The following is a 19780-nucleotide window of genomic DNA, read 5'->3' as shown; positions in this document are numbered from 1 at the left end:
AAAAAGAGACTTATCTACCATTTAATAGTGGAACGCAACAAAAAACCCAAAAACTATAGTTCCTTAGCTTCAATTTAATGTAAAATATGAAAAAATATGAAAATATTGTTGTGTTTAACCTTATTTTGTTTTAATATTTAATACATAAATTAACAGGAGGTGAAAACAATGGTAGCTTTCTTAAGACTTGTTGCTCAGCTTGGCACTAAAGCAGCTAAGTGGGCTTGGGACAACAAATCAACTGTTATCAACTGGATCAAGAACGGTGCAACGTTCCAATGGATCAGTGATAAAATTGACAGCATCATCAATGGCTAATTCTGAATTTTTTTAAAGTGGGATTGTGGAGGTGAAAAGAATATGGTAGCTTTCTTAAGACTTGTCGCTCAACTTGGTACTAAAGCAGCTAAATGGGCTTGGGACAACAAATCAACTGTTATCAACTGGATCAAGAACGGTGCAACGTTCCAATGGATCAGTGATAAAATTGACAGCATCATCAATGGCTAATTCTGAATTTTTTTAAAGTGGGATTGTGGAGGTGAAAAGAATATGGTAGCTTTCTTAAGACTTGTCGCTCAACTTGGTACTAAAGCAGCTAAATGGGCTTGGGCTAACAAATCAACTGTTATCAACTGGATCAAGAACGGTGCAACGTTCCAATGGATCAGCGATAAAATTGACAGCATCATCAATGGCTAGTTGTTCGTTAGCCCAATAGGGATAGTGTAAACACTCTATCCCTATTGTTTTATTATAGCCAAAAATCAAACATTTAAAACCTAAAAATCATAATTTTTGTGATTATTTTTTTATAGTGATGTCTTGTGTTTTCATCTTTTCAATTTCTTTGACTCTTTTTTTGTGGAGCATTCTACGACCGCGGTTCCACTCTTCAATTAAAAGAGCTAATCCAACTAGCGCGATAATAAGAAAACCTATATTATTACTTACTTTATTTTCGAAATAAAACCATGACATTCCAGCGATAAAAACGATCGGGATTAAAGCACCCCAAAAAAGGTTGTTTCTTGTTGAAAGGAAATACTGAACTGCGAAAACGACAACTACTAAAATAAAATACATTAATTCATTCATTTAATCTCCATCCCTTTCTGCTTTATATTTTTCAATAATGTTTTTGGCAACTTCTAAACTAATTTTTTCCTCAATCGCTAGTTTCTTTACATATTTAATTAGAGTTTCTTGCTCTAGAGTTTCATTTAATCTAATCAATTGAATAATTCTGTCTAATCGGGTTCTAACTGTTGGATAAGAAACATCATAATCTTTTGCCATTTGTTTTAATGAACCTGAACTAAGTATAAATTTTCTTATAAATTCTCTGTCCTCAGAATCTACAGATAAAATCCATGTAGGAATATCTTTCTCCATATATCAACCACCCCGCTTTTTAAGCATTATAACACAGAAAGAATAAAAGTAACCAAAAAATGAATAAAAAAATGAATAATATTTATTTTTTTAAAACATTATTAATAATTGTGTGGAAAAAATCACCCATAATATGTTATTGTAAGTTTAGGTTATTTAAACCAATAAATTGTATTTTATGGAGGTTAATCATGAAACGGACTTTAGAAAAAACTTTTACTATTACAGGTGTTATTTTATTCGCAGTTTTACTTATGGGGAGCTTTATGTTTTATGAAGGAACAAAGAATAACAATGATACTAACAAACTAATCCAAGATTTTATTGATGAAGAAAACGTACAAGATATCACACCGGAACAAGTAACTAACATCCTTTCCAATGGTTCTTTATATATGATCGTAATAACGATATTGAGCATACTAGCAGGTGTTATTTCTATTATATTATTAAAAAACAAAGCACGTTCTGCAGGTATTCTATTAATAACCACCTCTATTTTAAGCTCTGTATTAACAATCTTTTTAGGTATACTAGGCGGCATTGCGTATTTAATTGCTGGCATTGCTATAATTATGAAAGATAAAAAAGTTAGAAATCAGACGGATCAGTCATTCTAATAAAAGAGGTGAAATGATGTTTGCAATTGGTTTGAATGAATTCAAAGCACTTTTTAAAAGTATACGTTCTATACTAATCATTTTAGTCATAATTGGAATTACGACTGGTACGGCAAAAATCCTTAGCCAATTTAGTGACCAATTGAAATCGTTAGGTCTAGGTGATAATGCATATGTGGGTGGATTAATGGTCTTACTTTTCATTGCTGCTCCACTTTTTGTCACCAGTCTAGCTCATAATGTAATCAATAAAGAGGTATACTCTCGTACTGTTCGATTTTTAGTGACGAAAACATCTAGGAATAACATATTATTAGGAAAGTTTTTAGGTAATCTTCTTTTTTGGATTGTATGTTTAACAATTTCCTTAATATTAATTATCCCGTTTTCAAACACTTTTTATTTTCTAGAATTAATACAATGTATTGTGTTTATTTCTTACTTCTTAGGGTTAACTCTATTACTATCCACTATCATTTCAAACCCTTCTATTACAATGTTTCTAGGTATTACATTGTCGATTATTTTACCTGTTATCGGTATGATTAGCATTGGGTCAAATAATATTATCATTAAAATGATTAGTTATATCACACCCTATTATTATTTCACTCAAGAGCAGACTGCTTTTACATATATAGTCATCCTTTTCCCAATTTTGTTTTTAATCGTAAGTTTAATGCTTTTTAGAAAGAGGGATTTATAGTGTATGCACTCAAAACGACCAATCTAACAAAGAGATATGGAAATAAAATTGTTGTTGATAAAATGAACTTATCAATCGATAAAGGCACAATATTTGGTTTTCTAGGGAAGAACGGTGCCGGTAAATCAACATTTATAAATATGATTACAGGTATAATTGAACCAACTGAAGGACTTTATGAAGTATTGGGCTATAAAAAGAATCAACAAAAATCAATCTGGGGTAAAATAGGGGTTCTCCCTGACTATTCTACATTCTATGAAAACATGACCGCACTAGATCATTTGAAATACTTTAGTCAAATATTGAAATTAGATTTAAAACAAAAAGATTTAATTGAACTTCTAGATAAAGTTGAGTTAAAAGATGCAGCTAAGTTAAAGACTAAAAATTTTTCATTTGGAATGAAAAAAAAACTAGGGATCGCCCAAGCGTTATTAAATAATCCAGATTTAATTTTTTTAGATGAACCAACTTCAGGTGTTGATGCAAATTCAGTATTAAATATTCATTCTATTATTAAAGAAATCGCCACAAACGGTACTACCGTATTTCTAACCTCACACAATTTAGATGAAGTTGAGAAATTATGTGATGAAGTTGCTATTATGAACAAAGGTGTCATTCAAATTAAAGGAAGTATGAAAGAGTTAAGAACAGCATACAAAAAGAATATGACCGTTTATATAAAGCATAGTGTTGCTTCAATTGCACAGATTGAGTCATTAACAGTAGACCTTAAGAGCATTTCTATAAAAAGTGAAATCAGTGAACTATCTTCCCAAATAACCATTGAAGATGAATCATCTATACCATTAATCAACAAGCTTTTTATTTCTAAAAACATTGATGTATTTAGAATAGAAGTCGATGAGCCATCATTAGAAGAAATATTTCTTAATATTGGAGATAATAATTAAGAATCCTATAAAAAGTAGATTTAGTATCCAAGTGTTACTAAATCTACAAAGGATAAGGAGGATTATATTTGTATCAATTGAAGGAGCCCTCAAAAAAAATTTCTAAAGATGCGATTAAGGTTTGGCGGATAGTTGACTTTATAAATTTTATTATATCAATTAGCGTTTTAGCTGTCCTTTTAGTTCTACACAACTATTATAGTTGGTCAGAATGGATTGTTTGGCTTATTTATAGCCTCATGGGTATTTTAATTATATCAGCTATTGTAGAACTCATGTTAGTCCCTATTTACAAACAAAAAACTTGGCGTTATGAAATAGATATAAATATGATTCAATTAAAGCATGGAGGATTTTTCAGAAGGAAACACCTAATAATTCCTATGAATAAAGTATATTTTGTAGATACTTATCAGGGCCCCTTATTAAAAAAATATGAATTATCTTCTATTAAGATTGGTACGATTGGCTATGTACATGAAATACCTTGCATTCCAGAAAAAGAAGCTTCAGATATTCGTGATTATATAGCACATATTACTGATAATCAAACCAAAAAGAATGAGATTAGAAAGGAAAGCTCTCTATAAATGGAAACTAATAGTCGCCTAAAAAGATTACATCCATTATGGATGCTATTTGAATTATTAAAATCGATTAAAGGTTTCATCTTCTTCTGTATTTTTTTATCAGTATTCTTTGGTTTTTCATCCATATCAATATTCTCTAGATTAGGTTTTTTAATTATTGTTATTTTTGTAATTTACAAGGTCATTACTATATTATTAGAGTGGAAACATTTTGGTTATGACCTAAGCGAAGAGGAGTTATATTTAGAAAAGGGTAGGTTCATTACTGTAAAAAGACATTTTCCAATTAACAGTATTCAAGGTGTGAATCAAACATCTACTTTTTTCCATCGTTTTTTTGACCTTACCTCTTTGTTAATTGATGTAGGATCAAGCAATAATGACCACGTAGTAAAATTACATATGATTACAACTTCAGAAGCTTTGAGCATAAAAAAGCACCTTACGGAAAAAGGCAGTATCAATGTTAATATAGAAAGTGAATTTGAAGAACCTATACAACAAAGTGCTCAGAAACTTCATTATGAAATCCAAATGAAGGAGATATTTATTGCTTCCCTTACATCTTTAAGATTACTTTTCTTTCTACTTCTTCTCTATTCTGCTTACTCAGAAATCAATCAATTTTTGTCTTTAGAAAAGTATATAGATAGTTTGATTTCATTTGTAAAATCCTCTCCAATGACAATTATTCTGAGTGTTTTTTTACTTATTATATTGTCTATTCTATATGGAATTTTAAAGACATACTTGCAATATGGAGGATTTAAATTATCTTCGGACAAAACTAGACTGTACATCGAAAAAGGTAAATTGAATATTACTGACTTCTCTATCCCAAAAGAAAAGATTGAAGCGTTATACTTCACTAGCAGTTTTATACAAAAATTACTTTCTATTGTGAAAGTAAAAATCATCTGTTCGACTGAAGTTAATGACGAAAATGTAAAATCACCAAATATATTATTTCCTTTTATAAATAAAAATTTGGCAAATAAATTAATTTCAGATATCTTTCCTAGCATTAGACTAGAGACCAACATGAAGAGAATACCATGGTATTCCATCATACCTAAATTATTTAGATCAGTCATATTTTGGTGTTTAACGCCAGCTCTTCTTTTATTTTTAAGAAATGACTTATGGTATATTTCAATATTCATAAGTGTTGTATTTTTACTCATTCAATTGTTTAGCAGTTTGTACAGCTCCTACAGTTGTAATGATCATTATTTGCAAATAAAAAAAGGCGGCCTTACAGATAGACTTCTCATAACACACAAATATAATATAGAAAGATTAATAATCTCAGAGACACTTATCCAAAGGAAATTAGGGTTGGCTTCAATTAAAATAGTTAACAGAGCAAAACCAACAAAAACAACTATCATGCATGATTTACCAAAAGAAATAGCCGAAAATTATTATGATTGGTATTCAAAAGGAATAGCAGAACAAACTTCTAACAACATACCTAATGATCATTCATTGGATCTATTTACTGTTCAGAAACCAACATAATTTAAATCTAATTCAGGCACTGACTTAAGTTGAAACTTTGATTACGTAAAAAAGGGCTAAACATTTTAGCCCTTACCCTTTTCTTCCTTCCAAAGCACACGCTTCACATAAAACAAAATCCCCAATCCGAACAAAATCAACGCCAGCTCCCAGTCTGCTGAAATCGGTAACCATTTCAGCATCAAAAGAATCAGCAGGACAGCTCCGACACCTGCGTAAAAGACCACAGTTTTTTTAAATTCTTTGTTTGATTGAAACAAAACGCTCTCCTCCATAACCCCCAATTAAGATTGTTTTTCTAGCTTTTTCAATATTTTCTCCCAGCCGGCATCTCCCATTTTCCGATCTATTAATTGCCCATCTTTATCTATGAGGCAAAAGCTTGGTAATCCTTGAATCTTATATTTTGTGACAATTTCATAATCTTGATCCAATACGATGGGAGCTGTCAGATTCTTTTCATCTGCATATTTCGAAACAACACCTATCGATTTTTCTTCTTCCGTATATGGAACATGGACACAGGTTAAATGGATACCCAGCTGATCCACACGATGTAGAATGTGATCGGTTAATTCTTCACAATGAGGACAATTGACTGACCAAAAATAAAGAAGTAGATGTTGCCCTTCAGATAAACACTTCTGACCTGAAGGATGAATCCAAGGAAGGTGCTCAGGCCATTTGAGTATTTGCGTTTCCACTATTCATCCCCCTTTTCTTTTAATTGAAAAGCGATAATTTTTCCTAATGCTTCCTCTGCAGCAAAAGGGGCCACATTCCCTGATGGATGTTCTTGTTCCTGTTTTAGGCACTCGTACATGTTTTTTTCGATTTTTGATGGGTCAATCCAAGAGATACACCAAGATGCCCAAAAACAAGTAGGTCCCTCATAACGTTTGGCCAATGGCAGAAGAAATGGCAAACTAGGCTGCCCAATTCTCATGAGTGAGATGGCAGCCGCCATTCTTGTCTCCTCTTCTTCACTTTCCAATAGCTTGGCAAGGGACTCAGCTGCGTCCCCTGCATCTGCTCCAAATTCACCAAGAACCGCTGCTGCAATATTCCGCAAAGAACCCTCTTCTTTTAAGGCTTCAACAAGCACTGGCACTGCCTCTTTTCCGGATTTTCTCAATTCCCCCATTGCTTGAACGATCGTTACTTCATTGGTATTGACCAAATGTTGAACCGATTGGGATAGCTTATCTTCTGGTTTCATGACAATCAACTCCTCTTTTTAATGAGACCCACGGCATCGATAACAAATCACATAAAATACAAATCCAGCAAATAAACATGTAATCGTTGTAAACCAGCCATCAGTGAACATATGAATACCAATGATGACCACAGCACTTATGACAGATACGAGGAGCAATGATCGATAATAGATGCCCAAAGAAAGACTCGCTTCTCGTCTTAGCGGCTGCGTAAAGGCAAAGAGCCGTATGGCCAAAAACCATATATAAACCCCTCCCCCATATAGGGCCCAATACAATACATCTTGAATCTCAAACAAGACAAGAGAAATAAAGTAGACCGCATACAACCAAAAGGTTTGAAACACTTCTAATAGAAGAATTTTTTGATATAAAGCGCCTGGTAAAAGATACAGCACTCCCGTTTGCGCGTGTCTTACAATCCCAGCGTAATATGAACTGAGTAGGACGGATGCACCAATGACCATAAAGAATAGATCCAACCAATCTGAAAAATAAGAAATGACGACATAGTAAGTACCTATTAATAGCATGGTAGATAACAGATGGAAGGTCACATACTTTTTCATCAACAATAATTCTAGCCAAAGAAAAGCCCAGATGCCCGTTAATACTGGAAGTCCCCACCACGTCTTGCCTTTCTTTGGACTCATTGGATTTGAATGAATTTGTTTCCCCTCAAATTCCTCCCAAAATGCTGCCTCCTTGACTAACGTCTCCTTCATCTCTAAACGATGACTGGCCCTGTACATCATCATTAACGACAGAATCATTACACCAAGAAAAATCAATAAAGAAAGGAATGAGAATTCTTCGATCATACGTCCAACTTGAAACATAAAAGAATCAGCGATTTTCATCAATGAGGACTGTTTCAACATCAATTGATTCAAAACGAGCAATGCAAAGCAGCAAAACAGCAATACAAAACCGAGTAAGAGCATCCGCTTGTATACTCGAATCGTTCTAGCACAAGACACCGCAATCATCCATGTTTCGGTCATACATAACAGCCCTGTCAGGATGAGTGATTTCCCGAGTAGAAAAGGGTACTGCTGCGTCATACAAAATAGAAGAATATCTGCAGCCACAGCAGAAACAATGAGGAGAGCCCCTCGCCAAAAAATGTGATACACCCATACACTCATCACAACCGTCCATAAGGCCGCACCATTTCCATATAACCAAATGATATCGTTCATCTGACTAGGCAGCCGATTCGAAAACAAGCCAAAGCCCGTATAAAGAACAAATAAACAGACAATGATCCATCCAGCTGCACTAGCATTCCAATCCCCCATACTTGAGACTGCGCTCAGCTGAAAACCAATTGCAGCAATGAAAAGCAGCAAGATCAGAAAGGGCATTTTCTTTTCTTGATTTTTACTGACCAAGCGCCTTTGGGATTTCATCCATAAAAGGGAGAGTGTGTTATTCACTAGACCACTCCCCCAAAAGTTGAATAACTTCTGCCCTCCACTCAACCTGTTCTTCCTTCAATTGAGGAACATCAATACTCTTCATGATGGCACCGTCTCGAATCAATACAACCCTGCTGGCCGTATCGAGAACGAACTCCAGACTATGAGTCGACACAAAGACCGACCCACCTTGACTGCTTTTTTGTCTCAGCCAATCCGACAGCCACTGTTTTGAAGGGATATCTAACCCTACAGTCGGTTCATCTAAAATAAAAAGGGAGGCATCTTGCACAATGGCCCCTGCTAGGACGACACGCTGTTTTTGGCCTCTTGAAAGCCTTCCGCACAGTTCGTTCATCTTCATTTCCATATGTACTTCTTTCAACGCTTCAAATACCTTTTCTTTGATTTGTTTTAAGCCTTTATGATAACCCCTTGCACGGAATTGAACATGTTCAGCAACCGTTAATTCTGGATACAAATATGGCTGATCAGGGATAAGAGCTACTTGCTTTTGGACATGGGAATGGCCAGGAGGAAAACCCTCTATGAGAATCTTCCCTTGATCTGGTTGATATAGACCCGTTAAACATCGAATGGTTGTCGTTTTCCCCGCACCATTAGGGCCAAGCAGCGCCACAACCTCTCCTGCTTCGATGGAAAATGACAGATCCTCTATCCCATCACCATTGCTATATCGTTTGCTTACATTCTGAACCTCCATGAATGGCATCAAATCTCTCCTTTATATTAGAGTGATGTATGCTGAGGCTTTTTGGTATGTAGATATCTTTGAAGTTTAAATTGCCATAAGGGCATACAAACGAGCACCAAATTGTGTATAAAATGTGCCGCCAGTACACAAATAAATCCATAATTCACAAAAAGAAAACCAAGGAAACATCCAAAAACAAAAAGATGCGCCCATCGAATCCATCTTGGATCATACCCTGTGACCTGATGCATAATTGCCCATAATAAAGATGATATTAAAATGGACAATATCGTACTCCCACTTAACCAAAATATTAGAGAAATCATTAAGAGTCGGTATATTACTTCTTCCCCAATAGAACTTTGCAGACTCATATTAAGCCCTTGTCTTAAGGTGAATCCAGATAAAAACATACTTCTATTTGATAATTCTGGAGAAATATGCAATCGATTCATTCTCTCTAACAGGTAAAAGACAAGTGATGTGATACCTAGACTAATTAATCCAGCGCTAAGACCGATAAAAATCTGCACAATGATTTGATCTAAAAATTTCAGTTCTAATTCATTCGCAAGAGCACCTCCTGCCAATGAACATATAAATACTACAAATCCTGTCAATAATCCTGCAAACAAAGTGGATAGTATGCCAAGTAATTGAACAGTATGAACACTCATCCTAGCATCGTAAGCATTCACAATCGTTAACTGTATATCTTCCTTAATTGTGAGAGATTGCACTAGTACAATAATTAAACCCAGTATAAGACTTAGTGTGATTTGAGTTTGAACATTCATTAAGACTAAAACTAAAATAGCTATGACCATCGCAGCGGCTGATCCTAACATTCCTGAGATGCCAAAAGTAGACTCAACTTGTTCATCTCTTATTACTTTGTTCATCTGATCTGTTAGAATCTCTGTATCTGTACCGATATAAGTGATCACACCAGATTGCATTTCAACTGTTACCTTAAGCCGAATATCTTCCTTTTCAGCAAGATACCAATACGTTTTAATTTCCCGAAAATCCTCTTCTTTTGAACCAGAACCAGTTGGTTTTGTCTTAGCCCATAATCCCTTTGAAGAACAAGTTAATTGATTTTTTAACCCTTCTAGTGATATTTGACCATCTTTTTTAGATAATGAAGTTTGCCTTACATCTGCATAAAAAAATGTCACTTCACGTTTTGCGTTTACTCCTATCACGAATGATTGATTTTGGTGAACAAAGCGAACGCGCCAAGACTCAACCAATCCCATTTCGTGAAGTATATGTCGATTTTTTTTCAGTAAACCTAAATGATGTAGCTTATTCACTGTTTCATGATCATACCAATAGACTGAATATACATCCCAAGCCTCTACATCTATTCCCACAAATTCTCTAATAAAGTCTATACTGACTTTTCTTGCCTCATTTTTATCTAAAAGATTTGATTCTATAGTTGATACTCTATACTTTGTAAACAGGAATAGCCCTATCACTCCAAGACCTGTCCACAAAATAAAAGTCGTACTATTCATGAGTGATTCCTGCTCTCATTTCATTTTCAAAAGGTAGGTCTGGCTCGGATAGCTCAACTTTCCCTATACATTTACAGTTTTTCGCTTCACATTTCAATTCCAATAGACGTGTTGGTGAGCCAATATCAGAAAAGGAATCCGTTAGAATATGACCTAAAGAAATATCCTCTAATTGACAGGGTGTCACATAACCGTCTGCCCTTATATACCAAGCCAAATAACCAGGTGTACAAAAATCAGTTGTAAAAGAACTCTCTTCATGCTCCCAATCGATTATATTCAAATGGTGTCCCCATTTATGACGCGCCTGCTGTAACTGGCTTTGAACACGCTGTTCAAACGAAGTTTCTAGCACTTTAAAATTCTTTGTAGCACGCCCAACGGATAATGTCTTACCAGCACGAAAAATAGAGGCATTTGCTTTTGCGCAATGATCAACAACCTCTGCTACCTGATCAGCGTTCATTTCATTGATAGTCATTGCAACAATTACAGGAACATTCACTTCTGCTAATTGCTTAATGGTTTCCATACTCTCTTGAAAAGCACCTTTTCTTCCCCTTAAGGAATCATGAGTGTCACTCTTGCCATCAATGCTAATTTGTACAGATACATTGCCCAAATGACTAAGAAGTTCTACTTCTTCCTGTCTCCAGTTTAAGCCATTGCTAAACACGTTTACATTCGTAAATAATGAACTGGCAGCCATTACAATCTCTTTAAAACCTCTGATTAACTTGGCTTCGCCCCCCGTTAAAGTGACATCAGCTACGCCTTGTGCGGCTAACTTTTGCATCACATTAATCCACTGGGTACATGTTAACTCTTCAGGATAGGGCTTACCGGAACTGGCATAGCAAAAGGAACACCCTAAGTTACAAGCATTTGTTAATTGGAGAGTACAGCTAATGGGCAAATAGGACTGTAAAGATCCAGAAAATTGAATAGGTTGATCCAATAACCCTTGTGTCCAAGCTTCAGTAAAAGGATGGGCACTCAATTCTTCACGCAGCTGATCAGCTGTTAGCTCTTCCTTTTTAACGATTTCCCAGATACGAGCAGTTTTTCTCAAGTTTTTATTCTTAGATAATAAAAATGCAAGCTGAGCTCCTCTTCCACTCAATCTAAAATAATACATTGATTTTCTATCTATCATGACGGCCCCATGAGGCTGTAAATGGATCGCTAGTTCAGGTAAATCGTATTCTGCTAGTTGATTATTTGACATAAATAGACACCCCTTTTGTAGAATAAGGAGCTAGCAATATATGCTTAACTCCTTATGTTATTCATTAAATAGCTCGCATTGCAGGATGTGGCAGTGCACAAACACGTGTCATTGCAATACTCTTTGAGGCCCAGCACCCCATACATCCAGCTGCCTTTACAATTGAAGTACCGCCTGGACGCTTAAGGCTTTTTTTACTCACAGATTCCCATTCTTTTTGGTTTCTTGTCATAAGTAAAACCTCCTCTCAAATTTTGCATAGTGTCAATAGACCCACTTACTATGCACCCTGATATTACCATATGGAAAATGTCGAAGTAAGGGGAATTGTGTAAAATATTCTAAAAATATACTTAAAAGGGTTTTATAGTATTACATTAGAAAGTAATCAAAATAAAAAAGATTGGATATGACAATCCAATCTTTTAGTCCCATAGCGCTCTTCTTATTATTTAATTTGTGACTGATCCAAGCAAAAACTTTTTTCATCATCTACTTCATCAAGACAAGCATTAGAACAACTCATCAACTGAAACCTTATCCTGACACGCCCAAGCATCCACCTCTACCTTAAAAGCAGGAGATGCCAAAGCAACCACATAAATCATCGTCATACAAGGCAAATGGTCACCTAAGAACTGACCAATGATTCGCTTTCGACTTTCAGCTTCAAATTCCCCCACCAGATAAAACACAAGCTTCGTGATATCTTCCACTTTCATATCTCCTGCTTCTACGTTTCGTTTCACATTCTCTAGCGCTAGCTCGAGCTGCTCCAAAGGACTCGCCGGGATTGTCCCATCTACTTCCATCCCTACTTGACCTGATATGGTTAACCACCGCTGTGGTCCTGTTGTCTCTATTTGATGGGTATACGGTGCAACTGGCGTGTGAATCGACTCAGGATTACGTGATGTTTTCATTGATGAAAACCCCTTTTCTGAAAATACAATCAATTTTTATCCATCATACCAAACTTTCTATCGTATTCAGATTTTTATGCTCTTGATGAAAGCCGATTTTCCGTGCACAGCTCCATTTAAAATGAAAATTATCCTTCGCAAAATGATACGGAACAGACTAAAAAGACCCTTTAGATCCGCAAATCAAAAGGGTACATCATGCTATAATTCTTGTTTTCTAAAAAGAAACCATCCGACGAGAAAAAAGAGCACGATCAACATTGATACACCTAAAAAACTGGTAAGCGCATGATCAGAATAGGTCCCTCGGTGGATCATTTCCTCTGCCGCACTTGTCATGCCTTTAGGTGCATACTTCCCCAACGTGTTCTCATAAAACGGAGGTACTGTAAAAAGAATGAGATTGATCAAAAGCGAAACACCGCCAGCCGTCACCGATCGCTGAAAGAAAGCCGAGGCACAAATGGTTGACACCACAATCAGCAGTAAGTTTGGGTAATACAGAAGTGTTCCTTTTAACACATTGACCCAGTCCACATGCCCAAATTGAATGTCCACATAATAAACAGAGGCCAGCACCGCCACCACCAAACTAAACAAGGTCAGACAGGCATAGGCGCATATTTTTGAAACATAATAACTCGTTCGACTGACCGGTTTCACCATAATCATCGAAGCGACCCCAGAGGCACGCTCTCCCGCGATCGTCCCCATCACGATCATAATCAAGATAAAAACGCCGAGCGAATCGAATTTGCTCAATGCACTTGCTAACGCCTCTCCAGCGCTAGGCTCTGGTATATAAAATGTAGACCCTTCAGGTAAATTAGCTGATTTCGATAAAAGATCAGGCAGCATTTTGAGCGTAATAGGCTGCGTGATCATTAAAATCGTAAAAATGATTGGAACAAATAAGATTTTATAACTAGTGAATAACTCCCTAAATTCCTTTTTGAACATCATCATGAATTCACAACCTTCAAGAAAATATCTTCAAGCGTCAGCTTAGATAATCGATAATTGAGTAGAACACCGCCAGCTTCAGTGATGAGAGCAGGCAGCTCCTTCAATGCCGTTCGTTGATCTTTGACTCGCACCTGATAAGCCTCCCCTGTATCAATGCAATCCTCCACCCAATCCCGCTCTTTTAACAAAGCCACTAGCTCCGCATTCTGTTTTTCTAATTGAAATTCGATCACGGGCTGAATGTAGTCTTCTTTGATCTGTTTCATGGGAGAGGACATCTCAATTTCCCCACTGTTGATCATGATAATATGATCTGCCACTCGTTCAATGTCATCTAAAATATGGGTCGACATAAAGATCAACATCTCATGCTTTAGACGCTCAATCAAGATCAGGACATCTTTTCTTCCCATTGGGTCAAGTGCGGACACAGGTTCATCTAGGATGAGAACCTTCGGGCTGTTGATGAGTGCCTGCGCAATGGCGAGCCTCTGCTTCATTCCTCCGCTATAGCTGCCTATAGAACGATCCTTCGCCTCATAGATGCGGCAAAGCTTCAACAATTCCTCGGTTTTGGAGCGAATCACTTTTTTCTCTAATTGAAATAACCCGCCAACCCAATGCATCCACTCCTGCCCCGTCATATCCTGATAAAATGCAGGCTGCTGCGGACAATACCCAATCACATGACTGATTTCATTCATGTCCTTTGTCACATCCAAACCCGCAACCTTCACGACGCCAGACGTAGGGCGAGCAAGCCCCGTCAAAATCCGAATCGTCGTTGTCTTCCCCGCTCCATTAGCTCCTAAAAAGCCGACACATCCGACCTCTCCAACAGAAAACGAAACATTTTTTAAAATTTCATGCCGACCATATGATTTCGTCAGCCCATGACACTCCAGCATATTCAAGAAAATTCCCCCTTTTAAGATTGTTTACGGCCAAAAATGAAATACGCAATAGGACCGACACTCGCCACAAACACAATCACCAACGCCCAAACCCACTTCACTTCTCCTCTGATCCTTGATGGATCTCTTTTGAGCAAATCAAACAAACCAATCACCATTAAAATGGCTTGCAGCAAAATGAGAGGTAATATCATTTTCATATCCATCCACGCCACTCCCTTTCCAAACTCCAATTTGTTTTGATATCACTTCTTTTGACGACATGAAGAACGCATTCGTTCAAATGGATTTTATTTTTATTGGTCGAATGATCTATAAGAGGGTGTAAATGATATAAAAAAGCCCAGTGAAGGTGCGTTCACTGGGCTTTCTATTCATTTTAAAATTCTAAACATGGTTAGTTATGCATGCTCTTTCCTAAAAAGCTCTGAGTTTCTTTGAACGGCTTCAAGTCTAATCGTTATTTATGTGCTTATGCTCGTAAAATTTTTTCCATCGCGTTCCCTTTCGCTAACTCATCAATCATCTTATCCATATAACGAATGTTCTGCATAGTATCTTCTACAATGTCCTCCACTCGAACACCACAGATGATTCCTTTAATCAAGCTGCGAGAAGGATGAAGATCAGGGGCCTCAGCGAAAAAGGTTTCAAAGTCTGTCTGTTTAGCCAATTGTATCTGTAACTCTTCTTGACTGTACCCTGTCAACCAACAAATGATTTTATCGACTTCAGCTTTCGTTCGTCCCTTTCTCTCCGCCTTTGCTATATAGAGAGGATAGACTTTTGCAAAACTCATTGTGTAAATTTTGGGTTTGGTCATGTGTTATTCTCTCTTTCTTCATTAATTATTTATACTGCTTTGCCTCCGCAAGGTGTTACTCTCAACTCTCTCATTCATATCATGCCTATTCCTTTTATTTTCAAACCAATTTGGAATTCTATCTTTATTGAACATAGCACATTATCATCCATCGATGATATAAACCTTTGTTATTTTGCTTTTTATTTCCTTCATCTTTTTTTGAAATCCCTATATTTAAGAAATTGAACGATACAAAACCCAAGGAATACACCAATCGTCCTCTGCTTAGGTAGGACCGCCAATCAATAAATAAGAGCTAATAAACAATGCGACATAACCAATCAAGAAAAAACAATTCCCCATTTTTCCTTTTTTAAATATCGAATAAAAATGATATTCCCCCTCGAAAACGATCTATATTTTGTAAAGAAAGCAGCCTTCAAATACTGTAGCACATGAATAAACATCATCCCTTAATAAAAAATCATCGTGCTTTCAAATCTATATGATTCTAGTTCTTTTGACACAAAAATACCCCTTTAGAAAATGATATCTAAAGGGGTATCAAAAATCCGATTTTATTTAAAACCTACTCCACCGTCACACTCTTCGCAAGGTTACGTGGTTTATCCACATCACACCCGCGGTGAAGTGCTGCGTAGTAAGCGATCAGCTGTAATGGGACAACAGATGCAAGTGGTGCAAGTGCTGGGTGTACAGCTGGAAGGACGAAACGGTCGCCTTCGTCTTCTAGGCCTTTCAGTGAGATGACACATGGGTTTGCGCCGCGTGCAACGACTTCTTTGACGTTACCGCGAATGCTGAGGTTCACGTGCTCTTGCGTAGCAAGGGCAATGACCGGTGTACCTTCTTCAATTAACGCAATCGTGCCGTGTTTGAGTTCTCCACCAGCAAATCCTTCTGCTTGGATGTAAGAGATCTCTTTTAGTTTTAGTGAACCTTCAAGGCACACATAGTAGTCAAGTCCTCTTCCGATAAAGAATGCGTTACGTGTCACTGTGAAGAAGTCACGAGCGATTTGTTCCATTTCATCCTTTTGATCGACAAGGGCTTCCATTGCGTTTGCCACAATACCAAGCTCTTTCACAAGATCAAAGTCAAGAGATTGACCATTTAATTCAGCTGCAACGGATGCAAGGATCGCAAGAACAGCGATTTGTGCTGTGTAGGCTTTTGTTGAAGCTACTGCGATTTCTGGTCCTGCATGAAGAAGCAATGTGAAGTCCGCTTCACGAGATAGCGTAGAACCTGGTACGTTTGTGATTGTTAATGCTTTATGACCAAGCTCTTTGACTTGAACAAGTACAGCGCGGCTGTCCGCAGTCTCCCCAGATTGAGAAAGGAAGATGAACAATGGCTTTTTCGATAGAAGCGGCATGTTGTAAGAGAATTCACTTGCTACATGAACTTCTACAGGTACTTTCGCCCAGTTTTCAATATATTGTTTACCGACAAGACCTGCATGGTAGCTCGTTCCACAAGCCACAATGTAAATGCGGTCTGCTTCTGCTACTGCGCTTGCGATATCGCCAGCGACTGACAGCTTGCCGTTTTCGTCTTGATATTCTTGGATGATTTTGCGCATCACAAGCGGCTGTTCATCCGTTTCTTTTAACATGTAGTGAGGATATGTGCCTTTCTCGATGTCGCTTGCATCTAGCTCAGCGATATAAGAAGGACGTGTCATGATATCACCGTCAAGGTTTTTGATGATCACCTCGTCTTTTGTGACAATGACCATTTCTTTATCCATTAATTCCGCATATTCGTTTGTTACTTGAAGCATCGCCATTGCGTCAGACGCTACAACGTTGAAATCTTCGCCGAAACCAACCAATAATGGGCTTTTGTTTTTCGCCACATAGATTGTTTCTTTGTTTTCGTTATCGAAAAGGGCAATTGCGTAAGAGCCTTTTAGTTGAAGAAGCGTTTGACGGAAAGCTTCCTCTGTATCAAGACCTCTGCTTACAAATTGTTCGATGACTTGAACAACAACCTCTGTATCTGTGTCGCTTTTAAGTGTGATGTCTTGTAAATATTCGCGTGTCAATTGTACATAGTTCTCGATGACACCGTTATGAACAAGCGTAAAACGGCCAAAAGCACTTTGATGCGGATGCGCATTGAGATGACTTGGTACACCGTGTGTTGCCCAGCGTGTATGTCCAATTCCTGCTGTAGATGCCACGTTTGCATCAACGACCTCACGAAGCTCAGCGATACGTCCTTTTTCTTTGAACACATGCACGCCTTCTTCGTTTGCCACAGCAATACCTGCTGAGTCATACCCGCGGTACTCAAGCTTCTCTAAGCCTTTTAATAAGATTTCTTTCGCATCATTCTGACCAATATAACCTACGATTCCACACATAAATATTCTTCCTCCCGATCACGTGAAAGGGACAAAGAAAGCCTACTAAAATAGAAGGGACATTTCTTCGTCCCTCTCTACATGTTTATTTTGGGAGATCATGTGTATTCCCTTTGTACAAAGAGTCACCTCTTTGCTTTAAAGAAACACTTACGGCTGTGATCTCTTTTGATCAGCCGGGAGGCATCCGCCGAAAATTCGATAACCTCCATCCTCGTCAACTAAGCATCTGTCGTCCGATCGCTTAGTTCGGGCGCTATCATTATAAGAGTTCCTGAACATCTACCCTGCCTTTCCAGCTAGAATAAAAATCCAATAACACAAGGATGATTGTACTATAAGGTCTGACCTCCGTCAATCACAATTTAGGGGTGATCCCTTTCATTTGAGAAAGCGAGACCTCCATACACTATATGCAATGAGGCTTGTCACGTTCTACAATTGATGTGCTCTCCTATGTATGAAGGCATTAGCAAGTTGCCCTCGCCTATATCATTCGTACAGTTCATTTCACTTATGACGATTATTCGAAAAAAAAGCAAACCGCTGCTTAGCGATTTGCTTTCATCTATTACTCAATACCCATTTCCTCTTTGACAACAGCCGTAATTCGAGCCACATATTCATCACACAGCTCTTTTGTTTTCGCCTCTGCCATCACACGTACAAGCGGCTCTGTTCCAGATGGACGAACAAGAATACGGCCGTCACCGTTCATCTCTTTTTCAACCTCTTGAATCACAGCTTTTACTTTTTCATTTTCTTCCACTTTATATTTATCAGACACCTTCACATTCACTAGAAGCTGCGGGAACTTCTCCATTTCAGCCGCAAGCTCTGATAATGTTTTTCCTGTCGCTTTTAGCGTATTCACAAGCATGATGGCAGAAAGCATGCCGTCACCTGTCGTATTGTAATCAAGGAAAATCAAGTGGCCTGATTGCTCGCCGCCGACATTATAGCCGTCCTTTTTCATCGCTTCGACCACATAGCGGTCACCAACAGCGGTTTGGATGCTCTTAATGCCTTGTTTCTCCAACGCTTTATAGAAGCCGAGGTTACTCATGACTGTTGACACGACTGTGTCATCCTTTAATCGGCCTTCACTCTTCAAATAACGTGCACATATGTACATAATTTGATCGCCGTCTACGATATCACCTTTTTCATCGACTGCAATTAAACGGTCACCGTCACCATCAAACGCAAGACCAATATCCGCACCCTTTTCCTTTACAAAAGCAGAAAGTGCCTCTGGATGAGTTGAGCCGACGCCATCATTGATATTCAAGCCGTTTGGTGATGTTCCCATTGTGGACACATCTGCATCTAAATCAGCAAATAAATGTGTCGCAAGAGAAGATGTTGCACCATGTGCACAGTCAAGGGCCACGTGAATGCCTGTGAAATCCTCATCTGCTGTCTGCTTCAAGAATTGCAAGTATTTCTGACCACCTTCAAAGTAGTCATTCATCGTTCCAAGATCGGCTCCAACTGGACGTGGTAATTGATCGACTGGCTGATCCATTAGCTGCTCAATTTCGTTCTCCTGTTCATCTGACAGTTTAAAGCCGTCGCCACCGAAGAATTTAATCCCGTTATCCTGAACTGGGTTGTGAGAAGCAGAAATCATGACACCTGCTTCTGCATCCATTGCCTTCGTTAAATAGGACACGCCAGGTGTTGAGATCACACCTAAACGCATCACTTCAGCCCCAATTGAAAGCAAGCCTGCAACGAGTGCTCCTTCTAGCATATGACCAGATACACGTGTGTCTCGTCCAACGAGTACCTTTGGACGTTCTTTATCCTTCGTGAGGACATAGCCGCCAAATCTCCCAATTTTAAATGCGAGCTCTGGCGTTAATTCGCTATTAGCCACACCCCTTACACCATCAGTTCCAAAGTACTTGCCCAT

General features: G+C 37.8%; 25 protein-coding genes. 8 read left to right on the top strand and 17 right to left on the bottom strand.

What is annotated here, in order from left to right; all coding sequences use genetic code 11:
* Positions 1 to 168 precede the first annotated feature (168 nt).
* From ACYH0L_RS01200 to ACYH0L_RS01190, 3 genes are read left to right on the top strand one after another with little or no spacing between them, the layout of a single operon-like run.
* Positions 169 to 318 carry an aureocin A53 family class IId bacteriocin gene (locus ACYH0L_RS01200; protein ID WP_035390638.1) on the top strand — a complete coding sequence of 50 codons (150 nt, stop codon included), beginning with the start codon at positions 169 to 171 and terminating at the stop codon, positions 316 to 318.
* A 42-nt stretch (positions 319 to 360) separates the two neighbouring features.
* Positions 361 to 510, top strand: coding sequence for an aureocin A53 family class IId bacteriocin (locus tag ACYH0L_RS01195; protein ID WP_035390638.1), 150 nt, complete (start codon positions 361 to 363; stop codon positions 508 to 510).
* Between the two features lie 42 nt (positions 511 to 552).
* Positions 553 to 702: an aureocin A53 family class IId bacteriocin gene (locus tag ACYH0L_RS01190; protein WP_017358895.1), complete on the top strand. Its 150-nt coding sequence runs from the start codon at positions 553 to 555 to the stop codon at positions 700 to 702.
* Positions 703 to 804: 102 nt separating this feature from the next.
* Here the strand turns inward: ACYH0L_RS01190 and ACYH0L_RS01185 are convergent, their stop codons facing one another.
* Together ACYH0L_RS01185 and ACYH0L_RS01180 are read right to left on the bottom strand one after the other, a co-directional pair.
* Positions 805 to 1098, bottom strand: a complete 294-nt coding sequence (locus ACYH0L_RS01185; RefSeq protein ID WP_482354272.1) for a hypothetical protein — start codon at positions 1096 to 1098, stop codon at positions 805 to 807.
* Positions 1099 to 1395: a DUF2089 family protein gene (locus ACYH0L_RS01180; protein WP_017358893.1), complete on the bottom strand. Its 297-nt coding sequence runs from the start codon at positions 1393 to 1395 to the stop codon at positions 1099 to 1101.
* A 191-nt stretch (positions 1396 to 1586) separates the two neighbouring features.
* On the opposite strand from ACYH0L_RS01180, the gene ACYH0L_RS01175 reads away from it, so the two are divergent.
* From ACYH0L_RS01175 to ACYH0L_RS01155, 5 genes are all read left to right on the top strand, one after another.
* Positions 1587 to 2015, top strand: coding sequence for a DUF4064 domain-containing protein (locus tag ACYH0L_RS01175; protein ID WP_367308395.1), 429 nt, complete (start codon positions 1587 to 1589; stop codon positions 2013 to 2015).
* Between the two features lie 13 nt (positions 2016 to 2028).
* Positions 2029 to 2721, top strand: coding sequence for an ABC transporter permease (locus tag ACYH0L_RS01170; RefSeq protein WP_482354271.1), 693 nt, complete (start codon positions 2029 to 2031; stop codon positions 2719 to 2721).
* Positions 2721 to 3641: an ABC transporter ATP-binding protein gene (locus ACYH0L_RS01165; RefSeq protein WP_482354270.1), complete on the top strand. Its 921-nt coding sequence runs from the start codon at positions 2721 to 2723 to the stop codon at positions 3639 to 3641. The genes ACYH0L_RS01170 and ACYH0L_RS01165 overlap by 1 nt, the downstream gene beginning before the upstream one ends.
* Before the next feature lie 68 nt (positions 3642 to 3709).
* A complete protein-coding gene (locus ACYH0L_RS01160) occupies positions 3710 to 4231 on the top strand; it encodes a PH domain-containing protein (RefSeq protein ID WP_367308398.1) in 522 nt (173 codons plus the stop codon).
* The gene (locus ACYH0L_RS01155) at positions 4232 to 5752 is read left to right on the top strand and encodes a PH domain-containing protein (RefSeq protein WP_482354269.1); all 1521 of its coding nucleotides are present in this window, start codon (positions 4232 to 4234) and stop codon (positions 5750 to 5752) included.
* Positions 5753 to 5817: 65 nt separating this feature from the next.
* Here ACYH0L_RS01155 and ACYH0L_RS01150 read toward each other — a convergent pair whose 3' ends face one another.
* The 15 genes from ACYH0L_RS01150 to glmM form a co-directional block, all read right to left on the bottom strand.
* Positions 5818 to 6012, bottom strand: a complete 195-nt coding sequence (locus ACYH0L_RS01150; RefSeq protein WP_482354268.1) for a hypothetical protein — start codon at positions 6010 to 6012, stop codon at positions 5818 to 5820.
* A 24-nt stretch (positions 6013 to 6036) separates the two neighbouring features.
* The gene (locus ACYH0L_RS01145; protein ID WP_482354267.1) at positions 6037 to 6456 is read right to left on the bottom strand and encodes a TlpA family protein disulfide reductase; all 420 of its coding nucleotides are present in this window, start codon (positions 6454 to 6456) and stop codon (positions 6037 to 6039) included.
* The gene (locus tag ACYH0L_RS01140) at positions 6456 to 6971 is read right to left on the bottom strand and encodes a HEAT repeat domain-containing protein (protein ID WP_099726222.1); all 516 of its coding nucleotides are present in this window, start codon (positions 6969 to 6971) and stop codon (positions 6456 to 6458) included. Before ACYH0L_RS01140 ends, ACYH0L_RS01145 begins: the two co-directional genes overlap by 1 nt.
* Positions 6972 to 6989: 18 nt before the next feature.
* Positions 6990 to 8411 carry a sporulation killing factor system integral membrane protein gene (gene skfF / locus ACYH0L_RS01135; protein ID WP_256499231.1) on the bottom strand — a complete coding sequence of 474 codons (1422 nt, stop codon included), beginning with the start codon at positions 8409 to 8411 and terminating at the stop codon, positions 6990 to 6992.
* Positions 8404 to 9126, bottom strand: coding sequence for an ABC transporter ATP-binding protein (locus ACYH0L_RS01130; protein ID WP_482354266.1), 723 nt, complete (start codon positions 9124 to 9126; stop codon positions 8404 to 8406). The genes skfF and ACYH0L_RS01130 overlap by 8 nt, the downstream gene beginning before the upstream one ends.
* Positions 9127 to 9143: 17 nt before the next feature.
* A complete protein-coding gene (locus ACYH0L_RS01125) occupies positions 9144 to 10634 on the bottom strand; it encodes a CPBP family intramembrane glutamic endopeptidase (RefSeq protein ID WP_099726225.1) in 1491 nt (496 codons plus the stop codon).
* A complete protein-coding gene (skfB, locus tag ACYH0L_RS01120) occupies positions 10627 to 11862 on the bottom strand; it encodes a sporulation killing factor system radical SAM maturase (RefSeq protein ID WP_256499230.1) in 1236 nt (411 codons plus the stop codon). The genes ACYH0L_RS01125 and skfB overlap by 8 nt, the downstream gene beginning before the upstream one ends.
* Positions 11863 to 11926: 64 nt before the next feature.
* Positions 11927 to 12094 (bottom strand): sporulation killing factor, encoded by a 168-nt coding sequence (gene skfA, locus ACYH0L_RS01115; RefSeq protein WP_017366484.1) that lies wholly within the window; start codon positions 12092 to 12094, stop codon positions 11927 to 11929.
* Between the two features lie 280 nt (positions 12095 to 12374).
* Positions 12375 to 12785 (bottom strand): RidA family protein, encoded by a 411-nt coding sequence (locus tag ACYH0L_RS01110; RefSeq protein ID WP_249704803.1) that lies wholly within the window; start codon positions 12783 to 12785, stop codon positions 12375 to 12377.
* A gap of 201 nt (positions 12786 to 12986) precedes the next feature.
* Positions 12987 to 13751, bottom strand: a complete 765-nt coding sequence (locus ACYH0L_RS01105) for an ABC transporter permease (protein WP_482354265.1) — start codon at positions 13749 to 13751, stop codon at positions 12987 to 12989.
* Positions 13748 to 14665, bottom strand: coding sequence for an ABC transporter ATP-binding protein (locus ACYH0L_RS01100; RefSeq protein ID WP_482354264.1), 918 nt, complete (start codon positions 14663 to 14665; stop codon positions 13748 to 13750). Before ACYH0L_RS01100 ends, ACYH0L_RS01105 begins: the two co-directional genes overlap by 4 nt.
* Positions 14666 to 14679: 14 nt before the next feature.
* A complete protein-coding gene (locus ACYH0L_RS01095) occupies positions 14680 to 14871 on the bottom strand; it encodes a PLD nuclease N-terminal domain-containing protein (protein WP_099726231.1) in 192 nt (63 codons plus the stop codon).
* Between the two features lie 266 nt (positions 14872 to 15137).
* Complete coding sequence (locus tag ACYH0L_RS01090) at positions 15138 to 15488, bottom strand: DUF2200 domain-containing protein (RefSeq protein ID WP_256499229.1); 351 nt, start codon at positions 15486 to 15488, stop codon at positions 15138 to 15140.
* Positions 15489 to 16059: 571 nt separating this feature from the next.
* On the bottom strand, positions 16060 to 17862 hold the full coding sequence (gene glmS / locus ACYH0L_RS01085) for a glutamine--fructose-6-phosphate transaminase (isomerizing) (protein WP_482354263.1): 1803 nt from the start codon (positions 17860 to 17862) through the stop codon (positions 16060 to 16062).
* Positions 17863 to 18433: 571 nt separating this feature from the next.
* Positions 18434 to 19780, bottom strand: a complete 1347-nt coding sequence (gene glmM, locus ACYH0L_RS01080; protein WP_099726235.1) for a phosphoglucosamine mutase — start codon at positions 19778 to 19780, stop codon at positions 18434 to 18436.

This window comes from Bacillus sp. MC1252, from assembly GCF_056838025.1.
The sequence above is the reverse complement of the archived record's forward strand: the minus strand, read 5'-3'. Positions and strand labels throughout refer to the sequence as shown.